This is a genomic window from Roseateles sp. (genome assembly GCF_044373315.1).
Taxonomy (GTDB): Bacteria; Pseudomonadota; Gammaproteobacteria; order Burkholderiales; family Burkholderiaceae_C; genus JACDQM01.
Genome location: NZ_JBILQK010000001.1, coordinates 1 through 26570, shown reverse-complemented (window position 1 = coordinate 26570; position 26570 = coordinate 1). Strand labels below are relative to the sequence as shown.

Annotated in this window: 19 protein-coding genes and 6 tRNA genes; 20 read left to right on the top strand and 5 right to left on the bottom strand. The window is 62.3% G+C overall.

Going from position 1 to position 26570, the window contains the following annotated elements:
* The first annotated feature begins 83 nt into the window (after nt 1-83).
* Both ACIQ67_RS00125 and pbpG read left to right on the top strand, forming a co-directional pair.
* Nucleotides 84-1625, top strand: a complete 1542-nt coding sequence (locus tag ACIQ67_RS00125; protein ID WP_397532307.1) for a 2-isopropylmalate synthase — start codon at nt 84-86, stop codon at nt 1623-1625.
* Nucleotides 1626-1816: 191 nt separating this feature from the next.
* Nucleotides 1817-2869 (top strand): D-alanyl-D-alanine endopeptidase, encoded by a 1053-nt coding sequence (gene pbpG, locus ACIQ67_RS00120; RefSeq protein ID WP_397532306.1) that lies wholly within the window; start codon nt 1817-1819, stop codon nt 2867-2869.
* Between the two features lie 41 nt (nt 2870-2910).
* Here the strand turns inward: pbpG and ACIQ67_RS00115 are convergent, their stop codons facing one another.
* From ACIQ67_RS00115 to hpnC, 4 genes are all read right to left on the bottom strand, one after another.
* Nucleotides 2911-3678, bottom strand: coding sequence for an IclR family transcriptional regulator (locus ACIQ67_RS00115; RefSeq protein ID WP_397532305.1), 768 nt, complete (start codon nt 3676-3678; stop codon nt 2911-2913).
* A 65-nt stretch (nt 3679-3743) separates the two neighbouring features.
* A complete protein-coding gene (gene hpnE, locus ACIQ67_RS00110) occupies nt 3744-5036 on the bottom strand; it encodes a hydroxysqualene dehydroxylase HpnE (protein ID WP_397532304.1) in 1293 nt (430 codons plus the stop codon).
* Nucleotides 5033-5881 carry a presqualene diphosphate synthase HpnD gene (gene hpnD, locus ACIQ67_RS00105; protein WP_397532303.1) on the bottom strand — a complete coding sequence of 283 codons (849 nt, stop codon included), beginning with the start codon at nt 5879-5881 and terminating at the stop codon, nt 5033-5035. The genes hpnE and hpnD overlap by 4 nt, the downstream gene beginning before the upstream one ends.
* Nucleotides 5878-6741: a squalene synthase HpnC gene (gene hpnC, locus ACIQ67_RS00100; RefSeq protein WP_397532302.1), complete on the bottom strand. Its 864-nt coding sequence runs from the start codon at nt 6739-6741 to the stop codon at nt 5878-5880. Before hpnC ends, hpnD begins: the two co-directional genes overlap by 4 nt.
* Nucleotides 6742-6946: 205 nt before the next feature.
* Here hpnC and ACIQ67_RS00095 point away from each other — a divergent pair, with 205 nt between their 5' ends.
* From ACIQ67_RS00095 to ACIQ67_RS00035, 13 genes are all read left to right on the top strand, one after another.
* A complete protein-coding gene (locus tag ACIQ67_RS00095) occupies nt 6947-8077 on the top strand; it encodes an efflux RND transporter periplasmic adaptor subunit (RefSeq protein WP_397532301.1) in 1131 nt (376 codons plus the stop codon).
* Nucleotides 8078-8088: 11 nt separating this feature from the next.
* Nucleotides 8089-11229, top strand: a complete 3141-nt coding sequence (locus tag ACIQ67_RS00090) for an efflux RND transporter permease subunit (RefSeq protein WP_397532300.1) — start codon at nt 8089-8091, stop codon at nt 11227-11229.
* 134 nt (nt 11230-11363) lie between these two features.
* Nucleotides 11364-11450 (top strand) — tRNA-Leu (locus ACIQ67_RS00085).
* 23 nt (nt 11451-11473) lie between these two features.
* Nucleotides 11474-12787: a trigger factor gene (gene tig, locus ACIQ67_RS00080; RefSeq protein ID WP_397532299.1), complete on the top strand. Its 1314-nt coding sequence runs from the start codon at nt 11474-11476 to the stop codon at nt 12785-12787.
* A gap of 117 nt (nt 12788-12904) precedes the next feature.
* On the top strand, nt 12905-13513 hold the full coding sequence (gene clpP / locus ACIQ67_RS00075) for an ATP-dependent Clp endopeptidase proteolytic subunit ClpP (RefSeq protein ID WP_397532298.1): 609 nt from the start codon (nt 12905-12907) through the stop codon (nt 13511-13513).
* 126 nt (nt 13514-13639) lie between these two features.
* Nucleotides 13640-14908 carry an ATP-dependent Clp protease ATP-binding subunit ClpX gene (gene clpX / locus ACIQ67_RS00070; RefSeq protein ID WP_397532413.1) on the top strand — a complete coding sequence of 423 codons (1269 nt, stop codon included), beginning with the start codon at nt 13640-13642 and terminating at the stop codon, nt 14906-14908.
* Nucleotides 14909-14983: 75 nt separating this feature from the next.
* Nucleotides 14984-17410 carry an endopeptidase La gene (gene lon / locus ACIQ67_RS00065; RefSeq protein ID WP_397532297.1) on the top strand — a complete coding sequence of 809 codons (2427 nt, stop codon included), beginning with the start codon at nt 14984-14986 and terminating at the stop codon, nt 17408-17410.
* Between the two features lie 131 nt (nt 17411-17541).
* Nucleotides 17542-17617: transfer RNA gene (locus ACIQ67_RS00060), tRNA-Gly, on the top strand.
* 89 nt (nt 17618-17706) lie between these two features.
* A tRNA-Cys gene (locus ACIQ67_RS00055) sits at nt 17707-17780 on the top strand.
* Between the two features lie 7 nt (nt 17781-17787).
* Nucleotides 17788-17863, top strand: a tRNA-Gly gene (locus ACIQ67_RS00050).
* 48 nt (nt 17864-17911) lie between these two features.
* Nucleotides 17912-17987 (top strand) — tRNA-Gly (locus tag ACIQ67_RS00045).
* Between the two features lie 101 nt (nt 17988-18088).
* Nucleotides 18089-18177, top strand: a tRNA-Leu gene (locus ACIQ67_RS00040).
* Nucleotides 18178-18205: 28 nt separating this feature from the next.
* Nucleotides 18206-19510, top strand: a complete 1305-nt coding sequence (locus tag ACIQ67_RS00035; RefSeq protein ID WP_397532296.1) for an MFS transporter — start codon at nt 18206-18208, stop codon at nt 19508-19510.
* A 7-nt stretch (nt 19511-19517) separates the two neighbouring features.
* Here the strand turns inward: ACIQ67_RS00035 and murI are convergent, their stop codons facing one another.
* Complete coding sequence (gene murI / locus ACIQ67_RS00030) at nt 19518-20321, bottom strand: glutamate racemase (RefSeq protein ID WP_397532295.1); 804 nt, start codon at nt 20319-20321, stop codon at nt 19518-19520.
* Between the two features lie 167 nt (nt 20322-20488).
* Here murI and ACIQ67_RS00025 point away from each other — a divergent pair, with 167 nt between their 5' ends.
* The 5 genes from ACIQ67_RS00025 (at nt 20489) to ACIQ67_RS00005 (ending at nt 26458) form a co-directional block, all read left to right on the top strand.
* Nucleotides 20489-21238 carry an electron transfer flavoprotein subunit beta/FixA family protein gene (locus ACIQ67_RS00025; protein ID WP_397532294.1) on the top strand — a complete coding sequence of 250 codons (750 nt, stop codon included), beginning with the start codon at nt 20489-20491 and terminating at the stop codon, nt 21236-21238.
* Nucleotides 21239-21240: 2 nt separating this feature from the next.
* A complete protein-coding gene (locus ACIQ67_RS00020) occupies nt 21241-22173 on the top strand; it encodes an electron transfer flavoprotein subunit alpha/FixB family protein (RefSeq protein ID WP_397532293.1) in 933 nt (310 codons plus the stop codon).
* A gap of 76 nt (nt 22174-22249) precedes the next feature.
* Nucleotides 22250-24040, top strand: a complete 1791-nt coding sequence (locus tag ACIQ67_RS00015; protein ID WP_397532292.1) for an acyl-CoA dehydrogenase — start codon at nt 22250-22252, stop codon at nt 24038-24040.
* A 92-nt stretch (nt 24041-24132) separates the two neighbouring features.
* Nucleotides 24133-25086: an NAD(P)H-dependent flavin oxidoreductase gene (locus ACIQ67_RS00010; RefSeq protein WP_397532291.1), complete on the top strand. Its 954-nt coding sequence runs from the start codon at nt 24133-24135 to the stop codon at nt 25084-25086.
* Nucleotides 25087-25213: 127 nt separating this feature from the next.
* Entirely contained in the window at nt 25214-26458 is a 1245-nt protein-coding gene (locus ACIQ67_RS00005; RefSeq protein ID WP_397532290.1) for an amidohydrolase family protein, read from the top strand.
* The last annotated feature ends 112 nt before the right edge of the window (nt 26459-26570 follow it).

Sequence of the window (26570 nt, the reverse complement as noted above, 5' to 3'; positions counted from 1 at the left end):
AGGATTCCTGCATCAACGGCCCGCCAAGCATCTGCTTCGCGGGCCGTGTTGTTTTCTGCAACTAGCCTTTCACGGAGACCCCCATGGCTGACAAGCTGATCATCTTCGACACCACATTGCGCGATGGCGAACAGTCGCCCGGCGCCTCGATGACGAAGGACGAGAAGCTACGCATTGCGCGTCAGTTGGAGCGCATGCGCGTGGACGTGATCGAAGCCGGCTTCGCAGCGTCCAGCAATGGTGACTTCGAGGCGGTCAAGGCGATTGCAGATGCGGTGCGGGAGAGCACGATCTGCTCGCTGGCGCGGGCCAATGACCGAGATATCGCCCGCGCAGCCGAGGCGCTGAAGGGTGCGGCGCGGTCGCGGATTCATACCTTCATTGCGACCAGCGAGTTGCATATGGAGAAGAAGCTGCGCATGACGCGTGAACAGGTGCTGGAGCAGGCCAAGCTGGCGGTGAGATTTGCACGTAACCTCACGGGCGATGTGGAGTTCTCGCCTGAGGATGGCTATCGATCAGATATGGACTTCTTGGCGCGGGTGATCGAGGCTGTCATCGCCGAGGGTGCAGGTACGATCAACATTCCGGACACCGTGGGCTATGCCGTGCCGGAGCTGTACGGCAACTTCATCAAGACGCTGCGCGAAAAGGTTCCCAATTCCGACCAGGCAGTCTGGTCCGTGCATTGTCACAATGACCTGGGAATGGCGGTGGCCAATTCCTTGGCCGGCGTGCAGATTGGCGGCGCGCGCCAGATTGAATGCACGATCAACGGGCTGGGCGAGCGGGCGGGCAACTGCTCACTGGAAGAGGTGGTGATGGCCATCAAGACGCGTCGCGACTACTTTGGGCTGGATGTCGGGATTGATGCGTCGCAGATCGTGCCAGCTTCGCGCCTTGTGTCGCAGACGACGGGGTTCGTGGTTCAGCCCAACAAGGCCGTTGTCGGGGCCAATGCCTTTGCCCACGCTTCAGGCATCCACCAGGACGGTGTGCTGAAGGCGCGGGATACCTACGAGATCATGCGTGCAGAGGATGTGGGCTGGAGTGCCAACAAGATCGTTCTGGGCAAGCTCAGCGGGCGCAATGCATTCAAGCAGCGCCTGCAGGAGCTGGGCATCGAGCTGGAGTCCGAGGCCGAAGTGAACGCGGCGTTCGTGCGTTTCAAGGACTTGGCCGACCGCAAGAACGAGATCTTCGATGAGGACATCATTGCGCTGGTGATGGATGAGTCGGTCACTTCTGAGCAGGAGCACTTCCGCCTGCTTTCGCTGTCGCAGCGCTCTGAAACTGGCGAGCGGCCGCATGCCAGCGTGGTCTTCTCGGCCGGTGGCGTCGAGCACAAGGCGGAAAGTGATGGCAATGGTCCGGTCGACGCCAGCCTACGGGCCATCGAGTCGAAGATTGAAAGTGGTGCCGAGTTGCTGCTCTATTCGGTGAACGCTATCACCAGCGGAAGCACAGAATCGCAAGGCGAAGTGACGGTGCGGCTGCAACATGCCGGGCGGGTGGTCAACGGCGTCGGGGCCGATCCCGATATCGTGGTGGCATCGGCCAAGGCATATTTGTCTGCCTTGAACAAGCTGCAAAGCAAGACCGAGCGCGTGGCAGCGCAAGGCTGAGCAAGCCGCTGTGCAAGGCTGAGACGCTGCGCAGCCGTGGCAGGGTAGATGCCTCGCGGAGAGATCCAGAGCAAGCTCGACGGCTTGTTGTAATGCTCGCTAGAGCTGGCTTTAGATCTCGCCGCTAAGTTTTTGTCTTGCCTCACTTTTTTCTATCCCCTAAACTGACTGAGCTGTCGTTGGAGGTCGGATTGAAGAAGAAGCTCTTTAACCTGTTGTCCGTTGCCCTCGTGGGCAGCGTTATTGCCGTTGGCAGCTCGGTCACGCTGACAGCGACGGCACATGCTGCGGGTCAGAGTGCTAAAGCATCGGAGGCGAGCAGTCGGACAGTTCGCAAGGCCAAGCCGGCGCCGAAGCGAAGCGCGCGCACGCCAAGCAAGGTCAAGGTGGCTGCCGCGGCGACCGCCACAGCGGCGGTAGTGGCGGCCAAGCCCTCTTTCGGGCAGATCTATGGTTTGCACTCGGTCAGCGATCCGCTGGACCTGAAGTCAAGCGTTGCGCTGGTGATGGATCAGGACACCAACGAGGTGCTGCTGTCCAAGAACTCACAGGCGGTGCTGCCGATCGCGTCGATCACTAAGCTGATGACGGCCTTGGTGGTTGTCGAAGCTGGCTTGTCGCTGGATGACATGCTGACGGTGACGGAAGAGGATATCGATACTGAAAAGGGAAGCCGGTCGCGTCTGGCCGTCGGCACCCGGCTCACGCGTGGTGAGATGCTCCATCTCGCGTTGATGTCTTCCGAGAATCGCGCCGCAAATGCCCTGGGGCGCCATTACCCGGGCGGCCTGGCTGCCTTTGCATCGGCCATGAACCTGAAAGCCAAGGCCTTGGGCATGACGGACACACACTATGTGGAGCCGACAGGGTTGTCGAGCCGGAATCAGTCCAGCGCGAAGGACTTGGCTGTGCTCGTCAAGGCAGCGCATGAGCACCATTTGCTGCGCGAGTTGTCGACGTCGCCCGAGCACCAGGTCGCCGTGGGCCGCCGCCAGATGCAGTTCCACAACACCAACGGCCTGGTTCGCAGTCCTAGCTGGGATATCGGTCTGCAGAAGACCGGTTACATCGCGGAAGCTGGGCGGTGCTTGGTCATGCAGGCGCAACTGGCGGGGCGCAAGCTGATCATGGTGTTCTTGGATTCGACCGGCAAGTACTCGCGAATCGGCGATGCCGAGCGGGTGCGCAAATGGATCAGCACCCAGCCGACTGAGACCTTTCGCCCGGTTTCCACCAGCAGCTGAGAAGGCGCAAGCCTGTGCGGGCCGGCGTGTCAGCGCCGGGCTCAGCCCCGGTAGCCTAGTGCGGCCGAAATCTGGCTTGCCGTGTCCTTGAGTCGGGCCACCCAACTCTCTTCAAGGCGATCCGCTGGTGCGGAGATCGACAGACCGGCGATCAGCTTGCCTTGGTCGTCAAAGATGCCTGCAGCCATGCAGCGAACCCCGAGTTCTAGTTCTTCGTCGTCCCGAGCGACGCCGCGCTGGCGGACGGTCGACATCTCTCGCTCCAGTGCGATGAGCTCGGTGATGCTGTTGCGTGTATGTCCCGCCAGGCCGCTGCGAGTTGCATAGGCGCGCACGCGCTGCGGGTCGTCTGCGGCGAGAAACAGTTTGCCAACCGAGGTCAGGTGCAGCGGAGCCCGGCCGCCGACTGCCCGTACCACCTGCATCCCAGAACGCTCGCTGTAGGTGCGCTCGATATAGACAATCTCATCACCTTGCCGCACTGACAGGTTCACCGGCTGGTGGGTGAACTTGTGCAGCTCTCGCATCGGTCCGAGGGCTGCGTCGCGCACATCGAGCCGCGCCTTCACCAGGTTGCCCAATTCGAGCAGCCGCATGCCCAGCCTGTAGCTGCCAGCCTCGGGGCGGTCCACATAGCGACCGATGGTCAGGTCATTGAGGATTCGGTGCGCGGTGGATGGGTGCAGGCCGGTGGTTTCGCTGATCTCTTTCAAGGAGACCGGGTCCTGATGGCTGGCCAACACGTCCAGCAAGGCAAATGCGCGCTCCAGAACTTGAATGGCGGGGGTCGCGTTCTCTCTGCTCTTCATGGCGCCATTGTGCGCGAACTCTCAGTCATTTTGCATCGCGAAATGCAATGGGAGCCAAGCTGTTGTCAGCGGGCTGCGGAGTTTTGCCAAGCGGCGCCCAGCCCATCCGCCGCAGCAAGCCCTGATCGAACCGCACCTTCAAGCGTGGCAGGGTAGGGGCCGTCCACGTAGTCACCTGCAGCCCAGAGACCCGCGGTGAGCTGCGGATCAGGCCGCTGCAGCCCGGGCGTGCAAGCGAAGGTGGCGCGCTTCTCTGCCAAGGTCTTCAGCAGTTGCGGCGGACTTAGCCAATCCAGCGCCTTGCGGGCCTGTGCCAACGTCGCTTCGCCCGCTGCGTCCAGCCCGCGCTCGGTCCAGAGCGATGCTCCGCTGATGACAAAGGCGAAACGACCAGGCGCCAGGCCGAGCTGGCCCAGGTCAAAGGCGAACTGTGCCGGCGCTTCATCACTTTCTCGCAGGGCCATCATCGGCGCTGGAAAGCGACTGCCCGGGCTTTCCAGATAGACGGTGATGATGGGCTCGAAGCGCAAGGCTTCCGCAGTCCGGGCCCAGTCTGGGGCGATGGGCTCGGCAAGGCGTGCGGCCTCGACTGAGCTGCAGGCCAGGATGACTCGGTCGAAAGCCTTGTCATCCACTGTCCAGCCGCCATTCTGCCGCGCGGCCAGCGAGCTTACGCGGTGTGCCAAGAGCAATTCGCAGCCTTGTTCTCGCAGCCAGTTCTCTGCGGGCTGCGCCAGTAGCTGGCTCAGCGGCGTGCGCGGTAGCAGCAGATCAGACGCACCAGGGCCGCGGAACAAGGCGTCCTTCAGTACCCGCAGGAACACCGCCGCACTTGCTTCGCTGGCCGGCGTGTTGAGGGCCGCGACGCACAAGGGGTCGACCAAGTCAGCCATCAGCTGTTGCGGCAGCCTGTGGCAGAGCTGGCGAACGCTGAACGAAGCATCGCACTGGAAGCCCTGTATGGCCCAACTGCTGCAGGCTTGAAGCAGGCGGATGCGAACGGGCCAGGACCACGCACGATTGCTCAGCACGGCGCGAGCGAATGACAACAGGGCTGGGCCGGGCGGCAGGCGCAACCCGCTGCCGTCGGGGTATTGCAGCGTGAGAGGGCGCCGCAGCAAAGCCTGCTCGATGTCGACGCCGACGGTTCGCATCAAGTTGAGGGTGTCAACATACGCACCGATCAGGATGTGCTGCCCGTTGTCAAACTGAGGAGCGGCGCCGAAGCTGCGCGCGCGCCCACCCAGTTGTGGCGCCATCTCGTACAAGCTCACTTGCCAGCCGGCACGTCGGGCTGTGACCGCCGCGGCAATGCCAGCCCAGCCGCCACCGATGACGGCTAGGGTATTGGCGCTCATCGGCCGCGCCAGTTGGTGCGCATCGCGATCCACAGCTTGCGAAGCGGTGTCAGTGAGATGCGTTGATGCAGAACCTGGAACTGCTCGGCCTCGATCTCTCGCAGCAAGGCGCGATAGATGTTGGCCATCATCAGGCCTGGCTTCTGCGCCTGCCTGTCGGTTTCGGGGAGCAGGCCCAATGCTTCGTCGTAGAGCCTGTGAGCGCGCTGGGCCTGGAACTGCATCAAAGCCAGGAAGCGATCGCTATAGCCCCAGGGGCTCTGGCGCTTCAGGATTTCATGGGCCTTGACGTCAAACTGTTGGAGCTCCGAGACCGGCAGATAGATGCGGCCGCGTCGTGCGTCGTCACCGACATCACGAATGATGTTGGTCAACTGCATGGCCAGCCCGAGTTTGTGGGCGTAGGCGGTCGTGGCCGGATCGCAGCGGCCGAAAATGTTGCTGGCCACCTCGCCGACGACGCCTGCCACCAGATGGCAATACCGTTGAAGTCCCGGGAAGTCCAAGTAGCGCGTCTGTTCCAGGTCCATCTGGCAGCCGTCGATCACGGCGTTCAGATGCTCCAGCCGGATGTCGAAAGCCTGCACATGCGCCATCAGTGCAAGCATCACGGGGTGGGTGGGATGGCCGGCGAAGGCGGACGTCGCCTCCTTGCGCCACCAAGCGAGCTTGGTCGCCGCGACACCGCTGTCCTGCGTCTCGTCGACGACATCATCCACTTCGCGACAAAAGGCATAGAAGGCGGTGATGGCTGCACGTCGCTGGGGCGGCAGGAACAGGAAGGCGTAATAGAAGCTGGATCCACTCTGGGCGGCCTTGTCTTGGCAGTACTGTTGAGGCGTCACGGCGCCTCCGTTGCGGACGATGTCGAAGTACTGGTCCTGGTCATGCGCGCTGCGCTCCAGAACAGGGCGGGAAGGTCGAACGCACCGAGTTGAGGGCGGTGCAGAAGGCTGGCGTGATCCATGGCCCGGATTCTCGCAAGAATGCGCAGGCCTCCCTGCACAACCAACCTCAATTCCCAGCCGGCTCGACCAGGTAACTGATGCACCAGTGGCGCGCCATCGTGCATCGACTGCTCTGCCCAATGGCACAGATCGCGCAGCACTGAGCGTGCTGCAGCGCTGTCGCGGCACGCGGCAAACTCATCAGTGCTGACGCCGTAGCGAGCCAAGTCCGCTTGCGGCGCGTAGACACGGCCACGGGGGCCGTCACGGCTGACGTCCTGCCAGAAGTTGATCAGTTGAAGGCTGGTGCAGATGGCGTCAGAGCGCCGCAAGGCCAGGCTGTCGTTCACGCCGTATAGATGCAGCAGCAGGCGCCCGATCGGATTGGCCGAGCGACGACAGTAGTCCACCAGATCCTCTCGGTCCTGGTAACGATTCTTGACCAAGTCTTGCTCGAAGGCGTCGAGCAGATCTTCAAGTAGTTGCAGGGGGAGCCGATACTGAAGCATGGCGGCACCCAGCGGCAGAAAGACCGTCTGAGCCCAAGCAGCACTGGGGCTGCCTCCGGCTGCCACGGCATGCAGGTCGGCCCGGAACCGCCGAAGGCTTGCCAAGCGTTCGCCGGTGCTTGCGTCACCCTCGTCGGCGATGTCGTCTGCGGTGCGGGCGAAGTGATAGATGGCAACGATCGGTGGCCGCAGGGCGGGCGGACACAACCATGAAGCGACAGGAAAGTTTTCGTAGTGCTCTATGCTCACGCCGCAATTGTCTGTCGAGAACGATGACTGTCTGCTGCGCGAGAACGGCGATCCCTTGCTGGAGCCAGTCGCCGTGCGATTGACAGTCGTCGGGACGCCAAATACATTACTGACCGGTCAGTCAGTTAATTGTGGTCGGTCGGATGCTTCTTGGGGACACTCCACCAGGGTAGTCTCGGAGTCACGGCCCGAAACGAGGTTGTTCATGCCCACACTCTCCCACCAGCCACGCTGGACTTTCTTGGCATTGCTCGCGCTTGCCGCCGGCCTGACGGCATGCAGCAAGCCGGCGCCGGAGCCCGACCCCGAGCGCGCCGTGCGCACCCTGGTGGTCGCCGGCGAGAGCGCCGGACATACCTTGGAGTTCGCCGCCGAACTGCGCGCGCGCACCGAGTCGCGTCTGTCCTTCCGCGTCGGTGGCAAGCTCATAGAGCGGCGTGTGGGGCTGGGCGATGTGGTCAAGCCAGGCCAGGTGCTCGCCCGACTGGACGCACGGGACCTGCTGCTGGCGCAGGACGCCGCCCGGGCTGCAATGCAGGCCGCACGCGTCAACCGTGACCAGGCTGGCGCCGACTACAAACGCTTCATCGACCTTCACAAGCAGGGCTTCATCAGCGCGGCCGAACTGGAGCGACGTGATGCCGCATTCAAGGCGGCTCAGGCGCAGCTGGATCAGGCCAAGGCCCAGGCCGATGCGCAGCTCAACCAGGCTTCGTACACCAATCTGGTTGCCGACACTGCAGGTGTGGTCACGGCTGTGGACGCTGAGCCGGGCATGGTGGTCGGTGCGGGAACGCCGGTGTTGCGCATCGCGCATGAGGGCCCCAAGGACATCGTTTTCTCGGTGCCGGAGCATCTGATTGCCAGGCTGCGAGCCGCGGCCAGCCAGCCAGGTGCCTTGACGGTTCGTATGTGGGGTGAAGGGCAGGAGGTTCTGCCAGCCAAGCTGCGCGAGGTGTCGGCGGCGGCTGATCCTGTGACGCGGACTTTCCTGGTCAAGGCAGAGGCTGGGCGCCTGGACGCCCGGCTTGGCCAAACTGCGAGTATCAGCCTGGTACTGCCCAAGCAGCCTCAGGCGATCAAGCTGCCCCTGAGTGCGGTGCTGGAGCAGCAAGGCAAGAGCGCTGTGTGGCTGCTGGACGCCAAGAGCCTGACGGTCAAGCTGGTGCCCGTGACGATTGGCGGCGCGGATGGCAATGAGGTGCTGATTGCCTCAGGTCTGGTTCCTGGTCAGGAGGTCGTTACCGCCGGCGTGCATGTCCTGACGCCAGGTCAGAAGGTGCGGCGCTACGCTGCAGCGACGCCTGCTGTTCCCGCCAGCGCGGCTTCCCGCTGAAAGGGCGTCGCATGAGCAGCAGCAACTCGAACCACCTCGTCTCGCGCTTCAATGTATCGCGCTGGGCGCTTGAACACCCGGCGTTGACGCGCTACCTGATGGTCGTGCTGATGGTGATGGGCTTTGCGGCTTATTTCCAGCTTGGCCAGGATGAGGATCCCCCCTTCACCTTCCGAGCCATGGTGGTGACGGCTTACTGGCCTGGCGCCACCGCACAGCAGATGGCTGAGCAGGTGACGGACAAGATCGAGAAGACACTGCAGGAAGTGCCTCATGCGGACAAGATCCGCTCCTACACAAAGCCTGGCGAGTCACTGACGATTCTGCAGATTGCGGACAACTCCCCCCCGGAAGAGGTCCCAAGCGTCTGGTACCAGGTTCGCAAGAAGCTTGGCGATATGCGTCACACCTTGCCGCAAGGGGTGATCGGCCCAGGATTCAATGACGAGTTTGGCGACGTCTACGGCTCCATCTTCGCGCTCTCAGGCGAAGGCTACAGCCGCGAGGAATTGCGAGAGTATGCCGAGCGGGTGCGCGGCCAGATGCTGAAGGTGAAGAGCGTCGCGAAGGTTGAAATCTTTGGGGTGCAGCCGGAAAAGCTGTTCATCGAAATTTCGCAGAAGCGGCTCGCTGAGCTGGGTCTGGACTTCAACCAGATCATCGCGCAGCTGGGTGCACAGAACGCAGTTGAAGGTGCGGGCGTGTTGAGCGCCGACACGGGCAATCTGCAGGTGCGGGTTCAGGGCCAGCTGAACTCTGTGCAGGCGCTGGAGTCTTTCCCGATTCGCGCGATCAATCCGGCCACCGGACAAGCCAGCAACTTGCGGCTCAGCGACATTGCCCAGATCAAGCGGGATTACGCCGACCCACCGGGGGTCATGGTCCGCCACCAAGGCAAGGACGTTCTTGCGCTCGGCGTGTCGATGGCCAAAGGTGGCGACATCATCGCCCTGGGCAAGGCCCTGAAGGCCACCAAGGCCCAGATCCAGCAAGGCCTGCCGGTTGGACTTGAACTGGCTCAGGTCCAGGATCAGCCGCAGGCCGTGGCCCGTTCGGTCAACGAATTCGTGCAGGTGCTGATCGAGGCGGTGGTGATCGTGCTTGCGGTCAGCTTCATCTCCCTGGGCCTGCACACGCGCCCCTTGCGCATCGACATCTGGCCAGGTTTGGTTGTCGCGATCACGATTCCGCTGGTGCTGGCGATTACCTTCGTGACGATGTTCTATTGGGGCGTTGGCCTGCACAAGATCTCGCTGGGTTCACTGATCATTGCGCTGGGCCTGTTGGTCGACGACGCCATCATCGCCGTGGAAATGATGGTGCGTAAGCTCGAGGAGGGCTACGACAAGATGCATGCCGCCACGTTTGCCTATGACGCAACGGCCATGCCCATGCTGACGGGCACCTTGATCACCGCGGTTGGCTTCCTGCCCATTGGGATGGCCAAGTCGATGACGGGTGAATACACCTTTGCGATCTTCGCTGTGACCGCCGCAGCCTTGGTGATTTCGTGGATTGTCTCGGTTTACTTCGTGCCCTACCTGGGCGCTTTGCTGCTGCGCACGCATGCGGCCAAGCCTGGCGAATCACACGAGTTGTTTGACACGCCGTTCTACAACCGCTTCCGCAGCGTGGTTCGCTGGTGTGTGGAAAACCGATGGAAGACGATTGCCTTCACCGTGCTGGTGTTCGTGCTCGGTTTGGTGGGCATGTCTAAGGTGCAGCAGCAGTTCTTCCCGGACTCGAGCCGTCCTGAGGTGCTGGTCGATCTTTGGTTGCCAGAGGGCTCGACCATTCTTCAGAGCAAGGCGTTGGTGGAGCGTTTCGAAAAGCGTATCGCCTCGGACGCTGGCGTGCAGACGGTGACCAGTTGGGTGGGTAGCGGAGTGCCGCGTTTTTACTTGCCGCTAGATCAGATCTTCCCTCAGACCAACGTCAGCCAGATCATCGTGTTGCCCAAGGATCTGACAGAGCGTGAACGCTTGCGAAAGGCCCTGCCCACGATTTTGGCGAGCGAGTTTCCTGAGGCGCGCGGCCGGGTCAAACTGTTGCCGAATGGTCCCCCCGTGCCTTATCCGGTCCAGTTCCGCGTGATCGGCGAGAACCCCAAGGAGGTGCGCCGTTGGGCCGATGAGGTGAAGGAAGTGCTGCGCGCCAATCCGAGCATGCGCGGCGTCAATGACAACTGGAACGAGTCGATCAAGGCGTTGCGACTGGAAATCGATCAGGACAAAGCCCGTGCACTCGGCGTCAGCAGCCAGAGCATTGCGCAGGCCTCACGCACCATTCTGTCTGGAACGACGATCGGACAGTACCGGGAGGGGGACAAGCTGATCGACATCGTCTTGCGCCAGCCTCTGGATGAGCGGTCTGCCATCACTGATCTGGGTAGCGCCTATCTGCCCACTGCAAGCGGGCGCAGCATTCCGCTGACCCAGATTGCGAAGATCGGCTTCGAGTGGGAGCCAGGTGTGCTCTGGCGCGAGGGGCGCAGCTACGCTGTGACGGTGCAGGGGGATGTGGTTGATGGTGTGCAGGGGGCGACAGTTACCGCGCAAATCTGGCCGACGCTCAAGGAGCTGCAGATCAAGATGCCACAGGGGTACCGGATCGAGATTGCCGGCGCGGTCGAGGAAAGCAGCAAGGGCCAGGGTTCGATTGCTGCCGGCGTGCCGGTGATGCTGTTCCTGACCTTCACCCTGCTGATGCTTCAGCTGCAAAGCTTCTCCCGAGCCATGCTGGTGTTCCTGACCGGGCCGCTGGGGATTGCCGGTGTTGCAGGCGCCCTTCTGCTGCTGAATCGGCCGTTCGGCTTTGTGGCCCTGCTTGGCGTGATCGCACTGATGGGCATGATCATGCGCAACTCCGTGATCTTGATCGACCAGATCGAGCAGGACAGGGCGCGCGGCGTGCCGGCCTGGTCGGCGATCGTGGAGTCTTCGGTTCGCCGTTTCCGGCCTATCGTGCTGACCGCTGCGGCGGCCGTGCTCGCCATGATCCCCTTGTCGCGCTCAGTGTTCTGGGGGCCTATGGCCGTCGCCATCATGGGCGGTCTGATTGTCGCTACCGCGCTGACGCTGCTTGCGCTGCCGGCGATGTACGCGGCGTGGTTCCGAATCAAGCGCCCCACGGGCGGCAACTCCCGTTTTTGAACCACTGAAGTCGTCGCCCCGCGGCTTTTCTGCGGGGCGGCGAATTTCGGCCTCGCAGTGGATACAATCACCGGTTTGCCGAAATGCCTCAAGGCTGTGGCGGTGCTCGCACCAAGACTGACTTGATTCCACTCGCGCGGGTGGCGAAATTGGTAGACGCACCAGGTTTAGGTCCTGACGCCTTCACGGGCGTGCCGGTTCGAGTCCGGCCCCGCGCACCAGATAACTTTGTTCAGAGTCAACTATGGCTGTCAACGTCGAAACCCTCGAAAAGCTCGAACGCCGCATCACGCTCACGCTGGCGGCCGCTGACATCAACAGCGAAGTCGAGAACCGTCTCAAGAAGCTGGCACGCACCGTCAAGGCCGACGGCTTCCGCCCCGGCAAGGTGCCAATGAGCGTTGTCGCTCAGCGCTACGGCTACTCGGTTCAGTACGAAGTCATGAACGACAAGTTGGGCGAGGCCTTCAGCGTCGCTGCCAATGAGGCCAAGCTGCGTGTGGCCGGCGTGCCGAGCATTGCTCAGAAGGACGATGCCGCCGAAGGCGAAATGGCATTCGATGCCACCTTTGAGGTTTACCCGGAAGTGAAGCTGGGTGACCTGGCGACCGCAGAAGTCGAGCGCGTCGCTAGCGAAGTGACCGAAGAAGCCATCGACAAGACCGTCGAAATCCTGCGCAAGCAGCGCCGCAGCTTTGCGCAGCGCGCTGCTGCCGACGCTGCAGTGGACGGGGACCGCGTCTCCATCGACTTCGAAGGCAAGATCGACGGCGAACCTTTCGCTGGCGGCAAGGCTGAAGGCTTCCAGTTCATCCTGGGCGAAGGCCAGATGCTCGAAGCCTTCGAGAAGGCCGTGCGCGGCATGAAGTCGGGTGAGTCCAAGACCTTCCCCTTGGCCTTCCCTGAGGACTATCACGGCAAAGACGTGGCAGGCAAGGAAGCCGACTTCCTGGTGACGGTTAAGAAGATCGAAGCGCAGCATCTGCCCGAAGTGAACGAGGCTTTTGCCAAGTCGCTGGGCATCAAGGAAGCGTCGATCGAAGCGCTGCGCGCCGACATCAAGAAGAACCTCGAGCGCGAGGTCAAGTTCCGCGTGCTGGCCCGCAACAAGGGTGCCGTCATGGATGCCCTCGTTGCTGTCGCCGAGTTGGACGTGCCGAAGGCCCTGGTCAACGGTGAGACCGAGCGTATGGTGGGTGCTGCCCGCGAAGACCTGAAGAAGCGCGGCGTCAAGGATGCGGACAAAGCGCCGATTCCTGCCGAGATCTTCCAGCCGCAGGCTGAAAAGCGTGTTCGTCTGGGGCTGGTTGTTGCTGAGTTGGTGCGTGCAAACAATCTGCAAGCCAAGCCCGAGCAACTGCAGGCGCATATTGAAGAACTGTCGCAGAGCTACGAGAAGCCGGCTGAGGTCGTGCGCTGGTACCTGAGTGACCGCGAGCGTCTGGCCGAAGTCGAGGCTGTGGTGATCGAGAACAATGTCACCGACTTTGTTCTGGCCAAGGCCAAGGTGGTCGACAAGAGCCTGCCGTTCGATGAGTTGATGGCTGCTGCCGGCTGATCGCCCCAGCGATCGCCTTGCAAGGGCGCCGCGCCGCGAGGCCGGCGCCCTTGTCGTTTGCGGCAAGGCCATTGCAGCCGCTACATAATCAAGACTCTCACGCACAACGAGGAATTCATGAGCGCTCTGGAAACTAGCAACTTGGGCATGGTGCCCATCGTCATCGAGCAATCGGGCCGCGGTGAGCGCGCCTACGACATCTACAGCCGTCTGCTGCGCGAGCGCATCGTGTTTCTGGTCGGGCCGGTCAATGACGCAACGGCCAATCTGGTGGTTGCGCAGCTCTTGTTCCTCGAGAGCGAGAACCCGGACAAGGACATTTTCTTGTACATCAACTCGCCCGGCGGCAGTGTCTCAGCAGGGATGTCGATCTTTGACACCATGCAGTTCATCAAGCCGCAGGTTTCGACTTTGTGCATGGGCATGGCCGCCAGCATGGGGGCCTTCTTGCTAGCCGCTGGCGCCAAGGGCAAGCGATTGGCGTTGCCGAACTCCAAGATCATGATCCACCAGCCGCTGGGCGGGGCTCAGGGGCAGGCCACGGATATCGAAATCCATGCCCGCGAGATTCTCAAGACGCGTGAGCAACTCAACCGCATCCTTGCCGAGCGCAGCGGCCAGAGCCTCGAGAAGATCCAGAACGACACCGAGCGCGATTACTTCATGTCCGCCGCAGAGGCCAAGGACTACGGTCTGATCGACGAAGTGATCGAAAAGCGCCCCTGAGCCATGTCATCGTGGTCCAGTGGACCCAACTGGTGCCGGTTGGCGGGCCTTATCGAGCAAAGGCCCACTCCGGCGCTTGAACTATCATCCAGACAGGCAGTACCGCCTGAACAGTCAAGCAGATCCATGGCCGAGAAAAAAGGCAATTCCAGCGAGAAAGTCCTGTACTGCTCCTTTTGTGGCAAGAGCCAGCATGAGGTGAAGAAGCTCATCGCCGGACCGTCGGTGTTCATTTGCGATGAGTGCATTGAGCTGTGCAACGACATCATTCGCGATGAAGTGCCGTCCGAGACAGCCTCGTCGCGCACCAGCAAGTCCGACCTGCCTGTTCCCAGTGAGATCAAGGCGAGCCTGGATCAGTATGTTATTGGCCAGGACGTGGCTAAGCGCACGCTCTCAGTGGCTGTGTACAACCACTACAAGCGTCTGCGCCACATGGCGGACAGCAAGGAAAGCGTCGAGCTTTCAAAAAGCAATATCTTGCTGATCGGCCCGACGGGTTCAGGCAAGACTTTGCTGGCGCAGACATTGGCGCGCTTGCTCAATGTGCCTTTCGTCATCGCCGATGCCACGACGCTGACCGAAGCAGGCTATGTGGGTGAGGATGTCGAGAACATCATTCAGAAGCTGCTGCAGAACTGCAATTACGACGTGGAGCGCGCTCAGCGAGGCATCGTCTACATCGACGAGATCGACAAGATCTCCCGCAAGGCCGACAACCCTTCGATCACACGCGATGTTTCAGGTGAAGGCGTCCAGCAGGCGCTTCTGAAACTGGTTGAAGGCACGATGGCCTCGGTGCCGCCTCAAGGCGGCCGCAAACATCCGAATCAGGACTTCCTGCAGATTGACACGACCAACATCCTGTTTATCTGTGGGGGAGCTTTCGACGGTTTGGAGAAGGTGATCCAGAACCGTTCAGAGAAGTCTGGTATCGGCTTTGGGGCAACGGTCAAGACCAAGAGCGAGCGCCGCGTGTCCGAGGTCTTCCGCGAGGTCGAGCCTGAGGACTTGATCAAGTTCGGCCTGATCCCGGAATTGGTCGGTCGCCTGCCTGTGGTTGCGACCTTGGGCGAACTGACTGAGGACGCGCTGGTTCAGATCCTGACTGAGCCCAAGAACGCCCTGCTCAAGCAGTATCAGCAGCTGTTCGCGATGGATGGCGTCGAGTTGGAGGTTCGGCCTTCGGCGTTGGCGGCCATCGCGCGCAAGGCGCTGGCGCGAAAGACTGGCGCGCGAGGGCTTCGCTCCATCATGGAGCAGTCACTCATCGACACCATGTTCGACTTGCCCGCCATGGATGGCGTGGCCAAGGTTGTGCTGGATGAGCACAACATCGAAGAGGATGCCAAACCTCTGCTGGTCTATCGGGAGCAGGCGAAAGCCAGCGCCTGAGGCCGATTCCGCTGATTCGGCGTATTGCATTTAGCCGCTCAGGCCACAGATGAGCCTGAGAAAGAGAGGTTTTCAATGTCCGGTCATCCCATCCTGCCTGCAGAACCCATCACGATGCCGCTGCTGCCGCTGCGCGATGTGGTGGTGTTCCCGCACATGGTGATTCCGCTTTTCGTCGGCCGCCCCAAGTCCATCAAGGCCTTGGAAGCGGCGATGGAAGCCGGGCGCCAGATCATGCTGGTGGCTCAGAAAGCCGCCGGCAAGGACGAACCCAAGTCCGACGACATGTTTGAGGTCGGCTGCGTCTCGAGCATCCTTCAAATGCTGAAGCTGCCTGACGGCACGGTCAAAGTGCTGGTTGAAGGCTTGCAGCGCGCAACCACGCAAACCATCACCGACGGTGAAGAGCACTTCACTGCCGAAGTGATGCCGATTCCGCCTGAGACCGACGCCAAGCCTGAGGTCGAGGCCTTGCGCCGCGCCGTGACTCAGCAGTTCGACCAGTACGTCAAGCTGAACAAGAAGATCCCTCCGGAGATCTTGACGTCGATCGCAGGCATTGATGATGCCGGTCGGCTGGCGGACACGATTGCCGCCCATCTGCCGCTCAAACTCGACGCCAAGCAGTCGGTACTCGATCTGGCCGATGTTTCCCAGCGGCTTGAAAAGCTGCTCGATCTGCTTGAACACGAAGTCGACATCCTGCAGGTTGAAAAGCGCATCCGTGGCCGCGTCAAGCGCCAGATGGAGAAGAGCCAGCGCGAGTACTACCTGAATGAGCAGGTCAAGGCCATCCAGAAGGAGCTCGGCGACGGCGATGAAGGCGCTGACCTGGACGAACTGGACAAGAAGATTCAAGCCGCTCGCATGCCCAAGGAGGCGCGCAAGAAGGCCGATGGTGAGCTCAAGAAGCTGAAGTTGATGTCGCCGATGTCGGCGGAAGCGACGGTGGTTCGGAACTACATCGAGACTCTGGTCAATCTGCCCTGGAGCAAGAAGACCAAGATCAAGCACGATCTGTCCAACGCCGAAGCGGTGCTGAACGAAGACCATTACGGTCTGGAGAAGGTCAAGGATCGCATCCTTGAATATCTTGCTGTTCAGCAGCGCGTCGAGAAGGTCAAGGCTCCGATCCTGTGCCTGGTCGGCCCACCCGGCGTCGGCAAGACTTCGCTCGGACAGAGCGTGGCACGGGCGACCGGACGCAAGTTCGTTCGTATGGCCCTGGGCGGTGTGCGTGACGAGGCTGAGATTCGTGGGCACCGCCGCACCTATATCGGCTCCATGCCGGGCAAGGTGCTGCAAAGCCTGTCCAAGGTCGGCACGCGCAACCCGCTGTTCCTGCTCGACGAGATCGACAAGCTCGGCATGGACTTCCGCGGAGATCCTTCTTCGGCTCTGCTGGAGGTGCTGGATCCGGAGCAGAACCATACCTTCGGTGACCACTATGTCGAGGTCGATTTCGATCTGTCTGACGTGATGTTCGTGGCGACATCGAACTCGATGAACATCCCGCCGGCTCTGCTGGACCGGATGGAAGTGATCCGCCTGTCCGGTTATACCGAGGACGAGAAGGTCAACATCGCCCAACGCTATCTGTTGCCCAAGCAGCGTGAGAACAATGGCGTCAAGGACGAGGAGATGGATGTCACCGAGTCCGCGATCCGCGGCATCATCCGTTACTTCACGCGCGAAGCTGGTGTGCGTTCGCTTGAGCGCGAGATCTCGAAGATTTGCCGCAAGGTGGTCAAGGGCATTCAGCTCAAGACTTACGAAGGCAAGGTTGTCGTGACGGAAGAGAACCTTCATGACTTCCTCGGTGTGCGCAAGTACGACTTCGGTCGGGCGGAGAAATCGAACCAGGTCGGTCAAGTGGTTGGCTTGGCATGGACCGAAGTGGGTGGCGATCTGCTGACCATCGAGGCCACGGCCATGCCGGGCAAGGGCAACATCATCCGCACCGGACAATTGGGCGATGTGATGAAGGAGTCCGTCGAAGCTGCCCGTACGGTCGTGCGCTCCCGGGCGCGTCGACTCGGTATCAAGGACGAGGCGTTTGAGAAGCGAGATGTGCACATTCACGTGCCGGACGGCGCCACGCCGAAAGACGGGCCGAGTGCTGGTATCGCGATGACCACCGCTTTTGTCTCCGCGCTGACGGGCATTCCGGTTCGCGCCGATGTCGCGATGACTGGGGAAATTACTCTGCGTGGCGAAGTGACCGCGATCGGCGGGCTGAAGGAAAAGTTGCTGGCGGCACATCGCGGTGGCATCAAGACCGTGATGATCCCGGAAGAGAACGTCAAGGACCTTCAAGACATTCCCGAGAACGTCAAGAATCAGCTTGAGATCGTCCCGGTCAGGTGGATTGATCGAGTGCTTGAAGTCGCACTTGAGTCTGTGCCTCAGGCTTTGCCGGATGAAGAGCCGGTGGCCAAGGATGCGCCAGCGACTGCCGAAGTGGCAAAGGCTGATGCGACCAGCGAGTCCATCAAGCACTGACTGATTTGAATTGTTCCGCGCAGAATGCTTGCGCGGGACGAGAATTTCAGCTTAGAATATGAGCTTCAGCGCAGACGGCGCAGCGCAAGGTCCTCAGGGAGTTTGCATTGTGTGCAGTGTGTTGAAACTAAGCGGGTGTAGCTCAGTTGGTAGAGCGCGACCTTGCCAAGGTCGAGGTCACGAGTTCGAGCCTCGTTACCCGCTCCAGTTTTCGAAGGGAAGCCCCGGCTTCCCTTTTTTATCGAAGCTGCTGTTTCTGACAGCAGCGCTGTCGGAATCTAACCAAGAGATTCTGGGGCGCGGTAGCAAAGCGGTTATGCACCGGATTGCAAATCCGTGTAGGTCGGTTCGACTCCGGCCCGCGCCTCCAAAGACATGCGGGTGTAGCTCAGTTGGTAGAGCGCAACCTTGCCAAGGTTGAGGTCACGAGTTCGAGCCTCGTTACCCGCTCCAGAAGACCGGCTCGCGCCGGGCTTGACGCCACCAAACGTCAGGCGAAATGCGGGTGTAGCTCAGTTGGTAGAGCGCAACCTTGCCAAGGTTGAGGTCACGAGTTCGAGCCTCGTTACCCGCTCCAAATGTGAAAAGGGGAAGTCTTCGGATTTCCCCTTTTTTCTTTGCGACTGGTGACGCCTGTCGATGTGAGGTGCACGGTGATAATGCCGTCGCATCAGCGCCGCCCGGGTGGTGAAATTGGTAGACGCAGCGGACTTAAAATCCGCGGCCCTTGATCGGGCGTACGGGTTCGAGTCCCGTCCTGGGCACCAGCGGCGCTATTCACTCTGAGGGTTAGCAATGGCTCTGTTTGCCCGCGACATGCTGAACGATGGCGTCGCCAAGCGCGAAGTGTTCGGATGGGCGATGTACGACTTCGCCAATTCCGGGTACACGACGGTAGTGCTAACGGCGGTCTACAACGCCTACTTCGTCAGCGTTATCGCACAAGGTGCAGCGTCAGCGACGCTGATCTGGACCAGCCTGCTGGCGCTATCCAATCTGCTGGTGATGCTGATCATGCCGGGGTTGGGTGCGTATGCGGATCGACGCTCTGCGAAGAAGCGTCTGCTTGGCTTAATGACCCTTGGTTGCGTGGCCTCGACGGTGGGCCTTGGGCTTGCGGGCCAAGGTGAATTGGCCTGGGCCGCAGCCGCGGTCGTGATCTCCAATACCTGCTATGCCTGCGGCGAGGCCTTGATTGCGGCATTCCTTCCCGAACTGGCGCGGCGAGATTCGCTCGGACGCGTGTCCGGGTGGGGCTGGGCCTTCGGCTATTTCGGCGGGATGCTGGCGCTCGGCTTGAGCCTTGCCTATGTGCTGTACGCGCAGGCAGCGGGCATTCCTGCCACCGAGTTCGTTCCAGTGACCATGTACATCACGGCGGCCGTCTACGCCGCTGCCGCCTTGCCGACATTCTTGCTGCTGCGTGAGCGCGGAAGCAGTGGCTCGGCAGCGCCCGCTGCAGCGACGCGCTTGAAGGTGTCGGCATGGGCCGGGCTTGGAGCTTCCTGGGCGCGGGCCAAGCGCTATCCGGACTTTCTTCGGTTTTTGCTGTGCGGCACCAGCTATCAGGCGGGGATCGCTGTCGTCATCGCATTGGCCGCGGTCTATGCCGAGCAGACATTGGGCTTCACTCAGGCGCAGACCATGGCTCTGGTGTTCCTGGTCAATATTGCGTCGGCGGTGGGCGCCTTCGGGTTCGGCTATTACGAGGACCGAGTCGGCCACCAACGGGCCTTGGCATTCACGCTGGCGGGGTGGACGGGCATGACGCTGCTGGCCTTCGTTGCCACCGTTCCCTGGCTGTTCTGGATGGCTGCCGTGCTGGCTGGTCTGTGCATGGGATCAAGCCAGTCCTGCGGGCGTGCCTTGGTGGGCGCGTTGACTCCGTCCGACCGATTGGCTGAGTTCTACGGGCTTTGGGCCTTCGCCACACGGCTGGCGGCCATCATCGGGCCGCTGAGCTACGGGATCGTCACTGTGCTGACCGATGGCAACCATCGCTTGGCCATTCTCAGCACGGGCGCCTTCTTTCTGCTGGGCTGGTGGATCCTGTCGGGTGTCGATGTGGCGCGCGGCCAGGCCGTGGCCCGGGCTGAATGAGCGCGAGCTAGATCGAGACCTTGTCGAGGGTGAACGGGGCGTTGGCCAATGCAGCAGGTGCCAAGGCTTGCAGGCCAGTCAGTTCGCCGGTGGCTTCCAGCCTCAGAAAGGCAGACTTCGTGTCGTCACTCGCGGCCCAGAACCGCAGGGCTTGCCGGGCCACGGCGTCTTCGACATTGAGCAGTTGAACCCCGCTGCCCAGCTTTTCCTGGAGCAGCGCTTGGATCAAGGGATAGTGCGTGCAGCCCATCAGCACGGTGTCGACCATGGACTGTCGCAGCGGAGCGCAGCAGCGCTCGACGAGCTCAATCAGGGCAGGACTTGCGAGCTGTCCCGTTTCGATCAGCCCGGCCAAGCCAGGGCAGGGCTGACTGATGACCTGCACCTCAGGCGCATGCTCGCTCAGCAACGCCTGATAGCGTGCGCTGGCCAGCGTTGCAGGTGTGGCCAGCACGCCGATGCGCTTGTTCCGGCTGGCAGCAACGGCGGGTTTGATGCCAGGTTCGATGCCGACGATCGGACGGTCCGGCCAGCGTTGGCGCAGCGTGGTCACGGCGTGCGCGGTGGCTGTGTTGCATGCCACCACCAGCAGCTTGGCGCCTGAATTCCACAGATGCTCGGCAATGGCCAGACTGCGCTGCTGGATGAATTCGCTGGGGCGTTCGCCGTAGGGTGCGAAAGCGGTATCGGCGACGTAATGCAGCGGCGCAAATGGCAGTGCGCGCCGCAAGGCTCGCAGCACGGTCAGGCCGCCGACGCCGGAGTCGAAGACGCCAATGCAGGCGATGGGAGGCTGGTGCACACGGATCATCAGGATCGGCAGTCTAGTTGCCGCACTGCCGGGGCCGCGCCGCGTCGTTAAAATAGAACGGTCGTTCTATTTTTTGTCGTTTTGGCGCTTGGGTGACTCTGTCTTGCCAGAGGGCGCCCGTAGAATCCGCGGTTAACGTAAACGTCAATTCATCCTGGAGCACTTCGATGAAGGTATTGGTTCCCGTCAAGCGAGTGGTGGACTACAACGTCAAGGTTCGCGTCAAGAGCGATGGCTCGGGCGTCGACCTGGCCAATGTGAAGATGAGCATGAACCCCTTTGACGAAATTGCCGTCGAAGAGGCGGTGCGTCTGAAGGAGAAGGGCGTGGTCACTGAGGTGATCGCCGTTTCCTGTGGCGTCACCCAGTGCCAGGAGACCCTGCGCACTGCGATGGCCATCGGCGCGGACCGCGGCATCCTGGTCGAGACCGATGTCGAGTTGCAGCCGCTGGCCGTGGCCAAGCTGCTCAAGGCGCTGGTGGACAAGGAGCAGCCGCAGCTGGTGATCCTCGGTAAGCAGGCGATTGACGACGATTGCAACCAGACGGGCCAGATGCTGGCCGCGCTGGCGGGTCTGCCACAAGCGACCTTCGCCTCCAAGGTCGAAGTGGCCGACGGCCGTGCCTCGGTGACGCGGGAAGTCGACGGGGGGCTGGAGACGCTGAGCATCAGCCTGCCGGCCGTCATCACCACCGACCTGCGCCTGAACGAGCCGCGCTACGTGACCTTGCCCAACATCATGAAGGCCAAGAAGAAGCAGCTCGACGTGCTCAAGCCGGCTGATCTGGGCGTAGACGTGGCGCCGCGCATCAAGACGCTGACTGTGGCCGAGCCGCCCAAGCGCAGCGCCGGCATCAAGGTGGCCGATGTGGCCACGCTCGTCCAGAAACTCAAGACTGAAGCCAAGGTGATCTGACCATGACCGCACTCGTCATTGCCGAACACGACAATGCGTCCATCAAGGGCGCGACCCTGAACACTGTGAGCGCCGCTGCTGCCTGTGGCGGCGACGTGCATGTGCTGGTGGCTGGCCATAACGCTGGCGCAGCTGCTGCCGCTGCGGCCCAGATCGCCGGCGTGTCCAAGGTGCTGCACGCCGATGGCGCTAGCCTGGCCGAAGGCCTGGCCGAGAACCTGGCCGCGCAAGTGCTGGCCATCGCCGGCAACTACAGCCACATCCTGTTCCCGGCCACGGCCTCGGGCAAGAACGTGGCGCCGCGCGTGGCGGCCCTGCTGGATGTGGGCCAGTTGAGCGATGTGACCAAGGTCATCAGCGCCGACACCTTCGAGCGCCCGATCTACGCCGGCAACGCCATTGCCACCGTGCAAAGCGGCGATGCCACCAAGATCCTCACCGTGCGCACCACCGGCTTCGACCCGGCAGCAGCCACGGGCGGCAGCGCCGCCGTCGAGAGCCTGGCGGCGTCGGACGACAGCGGCAAGAGCCGCTTCGTGGGCCGTGAGGTGACCAAGAGCGACCGCCCTGAGCTGACCGCGGCCAAGATCATCGTTTCGGGTGGCCGCGCGCTGGGATCGAGCGACAAGTTCAATGAAGTGCTGACGCCGCTGGCCGACAAGCTGGGCGCCGCACTGGGTGCCAGCCGTGCCGCCGTGGACGCCGGCTATGCTCCCAACGACTGGCAGGTTGGACAGACTGGCAAGATCGTGGCGCCGCAGCTCTACATCGCCGCGGGTATCTCGGGTGCCATTCAGCACCTGGCTGGCATGAAGGACTCCAAGGTGATCGTGGCGATCAACAAGGATCCGGAAGCGCCGATCTTCTCGGTGGCTGACTACGGCCTGGAAGCCGATCTGTTTGCGGCCGTGCCGGAGTTGGTGAACGCCCTCTGAGCCTCGCTGGTCTAGCGAGCCCCAGGGCGCCCGACTTCGCGGTCGCGGCGCCCTTGTTGTATCTGGAGACAAGAACATGACTTACCGTGCCCCCGTCAAGGACATGCTGTTCAATATGCAGGAACTCGCCGGCCTGCAGACCCTGACCGAGATCCCCGAGTTCGCCGATGCTGGTATCGAGACTGCACAGGCTGTGCTCGAAGAGTGCGCCAAGCTCAACGAGAACGTGATCGCCCCGCTGAACTGGGAAGGCGACAAGAACCCGTCCTATTGGAAGGACGGCCAGGTCTTCACCACGCCCGGCTTCAAGGATGCGTTCCGCCAGTTCGCCGAAGGCGGCTGGCAGGGCTTGCAACACCCGAGCGAGTTTGGCGGCCAGGGCCTGCCCAAGACCATCGGTGCTGCCTGCGGCGAGATGATCAATAGCGCCAATATGAGCTTCGCGCTGTGCCCGCTGCTGACCGACGGCGCGATCGAGGCCCTGCTGACAGCGGGCAGCGACGAGCAGCGTGCCACCTACATTCCGAAGCTGATCGACGGCAGCTGGACCGGCACGATGAACCTGACCGAGCCACAGGCCGGTTCGGACCTGGCCCTGGTGCGTACGCGCGCCGAGCCGCAGCCCGATGGCAGCTACAAGATCTTTGGCACCAAGATCTTCATCACCTATGGCGAGCACGACATGTCCGAGAACATCGTGCATCTGGTGTTGGCCCGTGTGGCTGGCGCGCCGGAAGGGGTGAAGGGCATCAGCCTCTTTATCGTGCCGAAGTTCATGGTCAACGCGGACGGCTCGCTGGGCGCGCGTAATGACGCGCACTGCGTCTCGATCGAGCACAAGATGGGCATCAAGGCCAGCCCGACGGCGGTGCTGCAGTTCGGCGACCACGGTGGTGCTGTGGGCTACCTGATCGGCCAGGAGAACCGCGGCCTGGAATACATGTTCATCATGATGAACGCCGCACGCTTCGGTGTGGGCGTTCAGGGCATCGCCATCGCGGAACGCGCTTATCAGAAGGCCGTGGGCTATGCGCGCGATCGCGTGCAGTCGCGTCCGGTGGACGGCTCGGTGGCCGGCAGCGCCGCCATCATCCATCACCCGGATGTGCGCCGCATGTTGATGACCATGCGTGCGCTGACCGAGGGTTGCCGTGCCATGTCGCTGGTGGCTGCGTCGGCCTACGACGCAGCGCATCACCACCCTGATGCCGACACGCGCAAGCAGAACCAGGCCTTCTACGAGTTCATGGTGCCGCTGGTCAAGGGCTACAGCACCGAGATGAGTCTGGAGGTCACCGACCTCGGCGTGCAGGTGCATGGCGGCATGGGCTTCATCGAGGAGACCGGTGCGGCGCAGTACTACCGCGATGCCAAGATCCTGACCATCTACGAGGGCACCACTGCTATCCAGGCCAATGATCTGGTCGGGCGCAAGACCCTGCGCGACGGCGCCCAGATGCCCAAGGCCGTGGCTGTGCAGATCGAGGCGACCGAGCAGTTGCTGGCTCAGCGCAGCAGTGCTGCGGCAGCGGTGATGCTCAAGCGCCTGTCGGCAGCTCGCGTGGCCTTTGTGGAATCGGCCGAGTTCATCGCCGGCTCGGGCAAGGGCAATCCGAATGCCGCGTTCGCCGGCTCGGTGCCCTATCTGATGCTGGCCGGCAATCTGGTGGCGGGCTGGCAGATGGCGCGCGCGCTGATGGTGGCGGAAGACAAGCTGGCCGCAGGCGAAGAGGTGGCCTTCATGAGCGCCAAGATCGCGACGGCACGCTTTTATGCCGAGCACATCCTGACCCGTGCAGGCGGGTTGCGCGATGCCATCGTCGAAGGCGCAGACAGCGTGACAGCCTTGCCGCTCGAGGCCTTCTGAGGGCTCGACTGTCGCCCAGGTGATTGGGGCCTTTGCGCCCCGTCACCACACTAGCCTGTCCGGCACCGAATAGACATCAATTGGAGACTCGCGTGGCACTGCCTCCCATCCTGCAAAACCTGCCCCTGCCCATCATCGGATCGCCGCTGTTCATCATCAGCAATCCCAAGCTCGTGATCGAGCAGTGCAAGGCCGGCGTCGTCGGCTCGATGCCGGCGCTGAATGCCCGTCCTGCCGAGCAGCTGGACGAATGGCTGGCCGAGATCACCGAGACGCTGGCGGCCTACAACAAGGCCAACCCGGACAAGCCGGCGGCGCCGTTCGCCATCAACCAGATCGTGCACAAGAGCAATGACCGGCTTGAGCACGACATGCAGGTCTGCGCCAAGTACAAGGTGCCCATCATCATCACCTCGCTTGGCGCGCGTGAAGACGTCAACGCCGCCGTGCATGCCTGGGGTGGCGTGGTGCTGCACGACATCATCAACAACAAGTTCGCCAAGAAGGCCATCGAGAAGGGCGCGGATGGCCTGATCGCGGTGGCGGCCGGTGCTGGTGGCCACGCGGGCTTGAAGAGCCCGTTCGCGCTGATCCAGGAGATCCGCGAGTGGTTTGACGGCCCGATAGCACTGTCCGGCTCGATTGCCAGTGGCGATGCCGTGCTGGCCGCGCAGGCCATGGGGGCGGACTTTGCCTACATCGGCTCGGCTTTCATCGCCACTGAAGAGGCGCGTGCGGTGGACGCCTACAAGCAGATGATCGTCGACAGCAACAGCGACGACATCGTCTACAGCAATCTCTTCACCGGCGTGCATGGCAACTATCTGCGCGGCTCCATCGTTGCGGCCGGCATGGACCCCGATAAGCTGCCCGAGAGTGATGCCAGCCAGATGAACTTCGGCGGTGACGCCAAGAAAGCCTGGAAGGACATCTGGGGCTGCGGACAAGGCATCGGTGCGATTCGCGAGGTGGTGCCGGCCCGCGTGCTGGTCGAGCGCCTGGCGCGCGAGTACCAGGCCGCGCGCGAGCGTCTGGCGCTGGGCTGATGAAGCCGCAGGGCGGGCGATCTGCATCGCCTGGGTGACGAAGGCGGGGGCTAACCCCGCTTTTTTATGTCCGCGCTGTGGCAAAAGCGAGGCCTGTGTCTTCGATCTCTTGCCCAAAGGTCTTGCCATGAGCCAGCGCCTGGTCATCAGCAACTGCAGCCTGTTCGACAGTGCCACGCTCGAACTGCAGCCGCACACCACGGTGGTGGTGGAGGGGCAGCGCATCGCCCATGTGACTCAGCAACCTCTGCAGGTGGAGGATGCGGCGCAACACATCGATGCCCGCGGCCGAGTGATGCTGCCTGGCCTGATCGACGCCCATGTGCATGTGACGGCGGTGTCGCACGATGTGCTTCGCCTGTCGGCCCAGCCGCCGTCGCTCATCACAGCGCAGAGCAAAGGCGTGCTGGAAGGCCTGCTGGCACGCGGCTACACCACGGTGCGCGATGCCGCCGGAGCAGATTTCGGCTTGCAGGAGGCGGTCGAACGCGGGCTGTTCGATGGGCCGCGGCTGTTTATTGCCGGCCACCCGATTACGCAGACCGGCGGTCATGCCGATGCCAGGCCCAAAGGCACCAAAGAAATCTTCTGCACCTGCGCTGGACTGGGACTGTTCGGTGCAATCGCCGATGGTGATGCCGAAGTGCGCCGCGCCGTGCGCGAGCAGGTGCGCAACGGCGCCAACCATATCAAGGTGATGGCCGGCGGCGGCGTTGCCAGCCCGACCGATCCTATCGACGGCACTCAGTACTCGATGGCCGAATTGACGGCCGTCTGCGAGGAGGCCGATGCTGCCAATCTCTACGTGCTGGCGCATGCCTACTCGCCGCGCTCCATCATCCGCGCGGTGCAAGCCGGCGTGCGTTCGATCGAACATGGCAATCTGCTTGACGAAGAATCTGCCCGCGAGATGAAGCGCCATGGCGCTTATCTGGTGCCGACTTTGGCGACCTACGAGGCGTTGGGCGAGGAGGGGGCTCGGCTGGGCTGGACAGACGAGATGTTGGCCAAGCTGGAGCGGGTGCAGTCGCGTGGCATAGAGGCCATCCGTCTGGCGCGCTCTGTGGGCATTCCGATGGCCTTCGGCACCGATCTGCTGGGTCACATGCAGCCGCGCCAGAACCGCGAGTTTGCGCTGCGGGCAGCTGCCGTGCCGCCGCTGGAGATTCTGCAGAGTGCGACCTGGACTGCCGCGCAACTGATGCGTCAGGAGCGGGACATCGGCCGCATTCAGCCTGGCGCCTATGCCGATCTGCTGCTGATTGATGGCGATCCGCGCCAGGGCCTGACCATGCTGGAGCAGCCCGAGCAAGGCGTGCGGCTGGTGATGAAGGCGGGTCGGATCTACCGGAACAAGCTGCAATCGGGATAGGGGTGAGCCATTATCGACTCCACCCCTCCCACACCACCGGGCATGCGGGTCCGCACCAGGCGGTTCGAGCGCTTGAGGTTATGAGAGCCTGGGCAAGCCCAGTTTGTCGAAC

Excerpts from the sequence above, each read along its gene's own strand:
- lon (WP_397532297.1), top strand. The coding sequence starts at position 14,984 with ATGTCCGGTCATCCCATCCTGCCTGCAGAACCCATCACGATGCCGCTG.
- ACIQ67_RS00020 (WP_397532293.1), top strand. The coding sequence starts at position 21,241 with ATGACCGCACTCGTCATTGCCGAACACGACAATGCGTCCATCAAGGGC.
- ACIQ67_RS00025 (WP_397532294.1), top strand. The coding sequence starts at position 20,489 with ATGAAGGTATTGGTTCCCGTCAAGCGAGTGGTGGACTACAACGTCAAG.
- clpX (WP_397532413.1), top strand. The coding sequence starts at position 13,640 with ATGGCCGAGAAAAAAGGCAATTCCAGCGAGAAAGTCCTGTACTGCTCC.
- tig (WP_397532299.1), top strand. The coding sequence starts at position 11,474 with ATGGCTGTCAACGTCGAAACCCTCGAAAAGCTCGAACGCCGCATCACG.
- hpnE (WP_397532304.1), bottom strand. The coding sequence starts at position 5,036 with ATGAGCGCCAATACCCTAGCCGTCATCGGTGGCGGCTGGGCTGGCATT.
- ACIQ67_RS00090 (WP_397532300.1), top strand. The coding sequence starts at position 8,089 with ATGAGCAGCAGCAACTCGAACCACCTCGTCTCGCGCTTCAATGTATCG.
- ACIQ67_RS00035 (WP_397532296.1), top strand. The coding sequence starts at position 18,206 with ATGGCTCTGTTTGCCCGCGACATGCTGAACGATGGCGTCGCCAAGCGC.
- ACIQ67_RS00015 (WP_397532292.1), top strand. The coding sequence starts at position 22,250 with ATGACTTACCGTGCCCCCGTCAAGGACATGCTGTTCAATATGCAGGAA.
- ACIQ67_RS00005 (WP_397532290.1), top strand. The coding sequence starts at position 25,214 with ATGAGCCAGCGCCTGGTCATCAGCAACTGCAGCCTGTTCGACAGTGCC.
- ACIQ67_RS00095 (WP_397532301.1), top strand. The coding sequence starts at position 6,947 with ATGCCCACACTCTCCCACCAGCCACGCTGGACTTTCTTGGCATTGCTC.
- ACIQ67_RS00115 (WP_397532305.1), bottom strand. The coding sequence starts at position 3,678 with ATGAAGAGCAGAGAGAACGCGACCCCCGCCATTCAAGTTCTGGAGCGC.
- clpP (WP_397532298.1), top strand. The coding sequence starts at position 12,905 with ATGAGCGCTCTGGAAACTAGCAACTTGGGCATGGTGCCCATCGTCATC.
- ACIQ67_RS00125 (WP_397532307.1), top strand. The coding sequence starts at position 84 with ATGGCTGACAAGCTGATCATCTTCGACACCACATTGCGCGATGGCGAA.
- murI (WP_397532295.1), bottom strand. The coding sequence starts at position 20,321 with ATGATCCGTGTGCACCAGCCTCCCATCGCCTGCATTGGCGTCTTCGAC.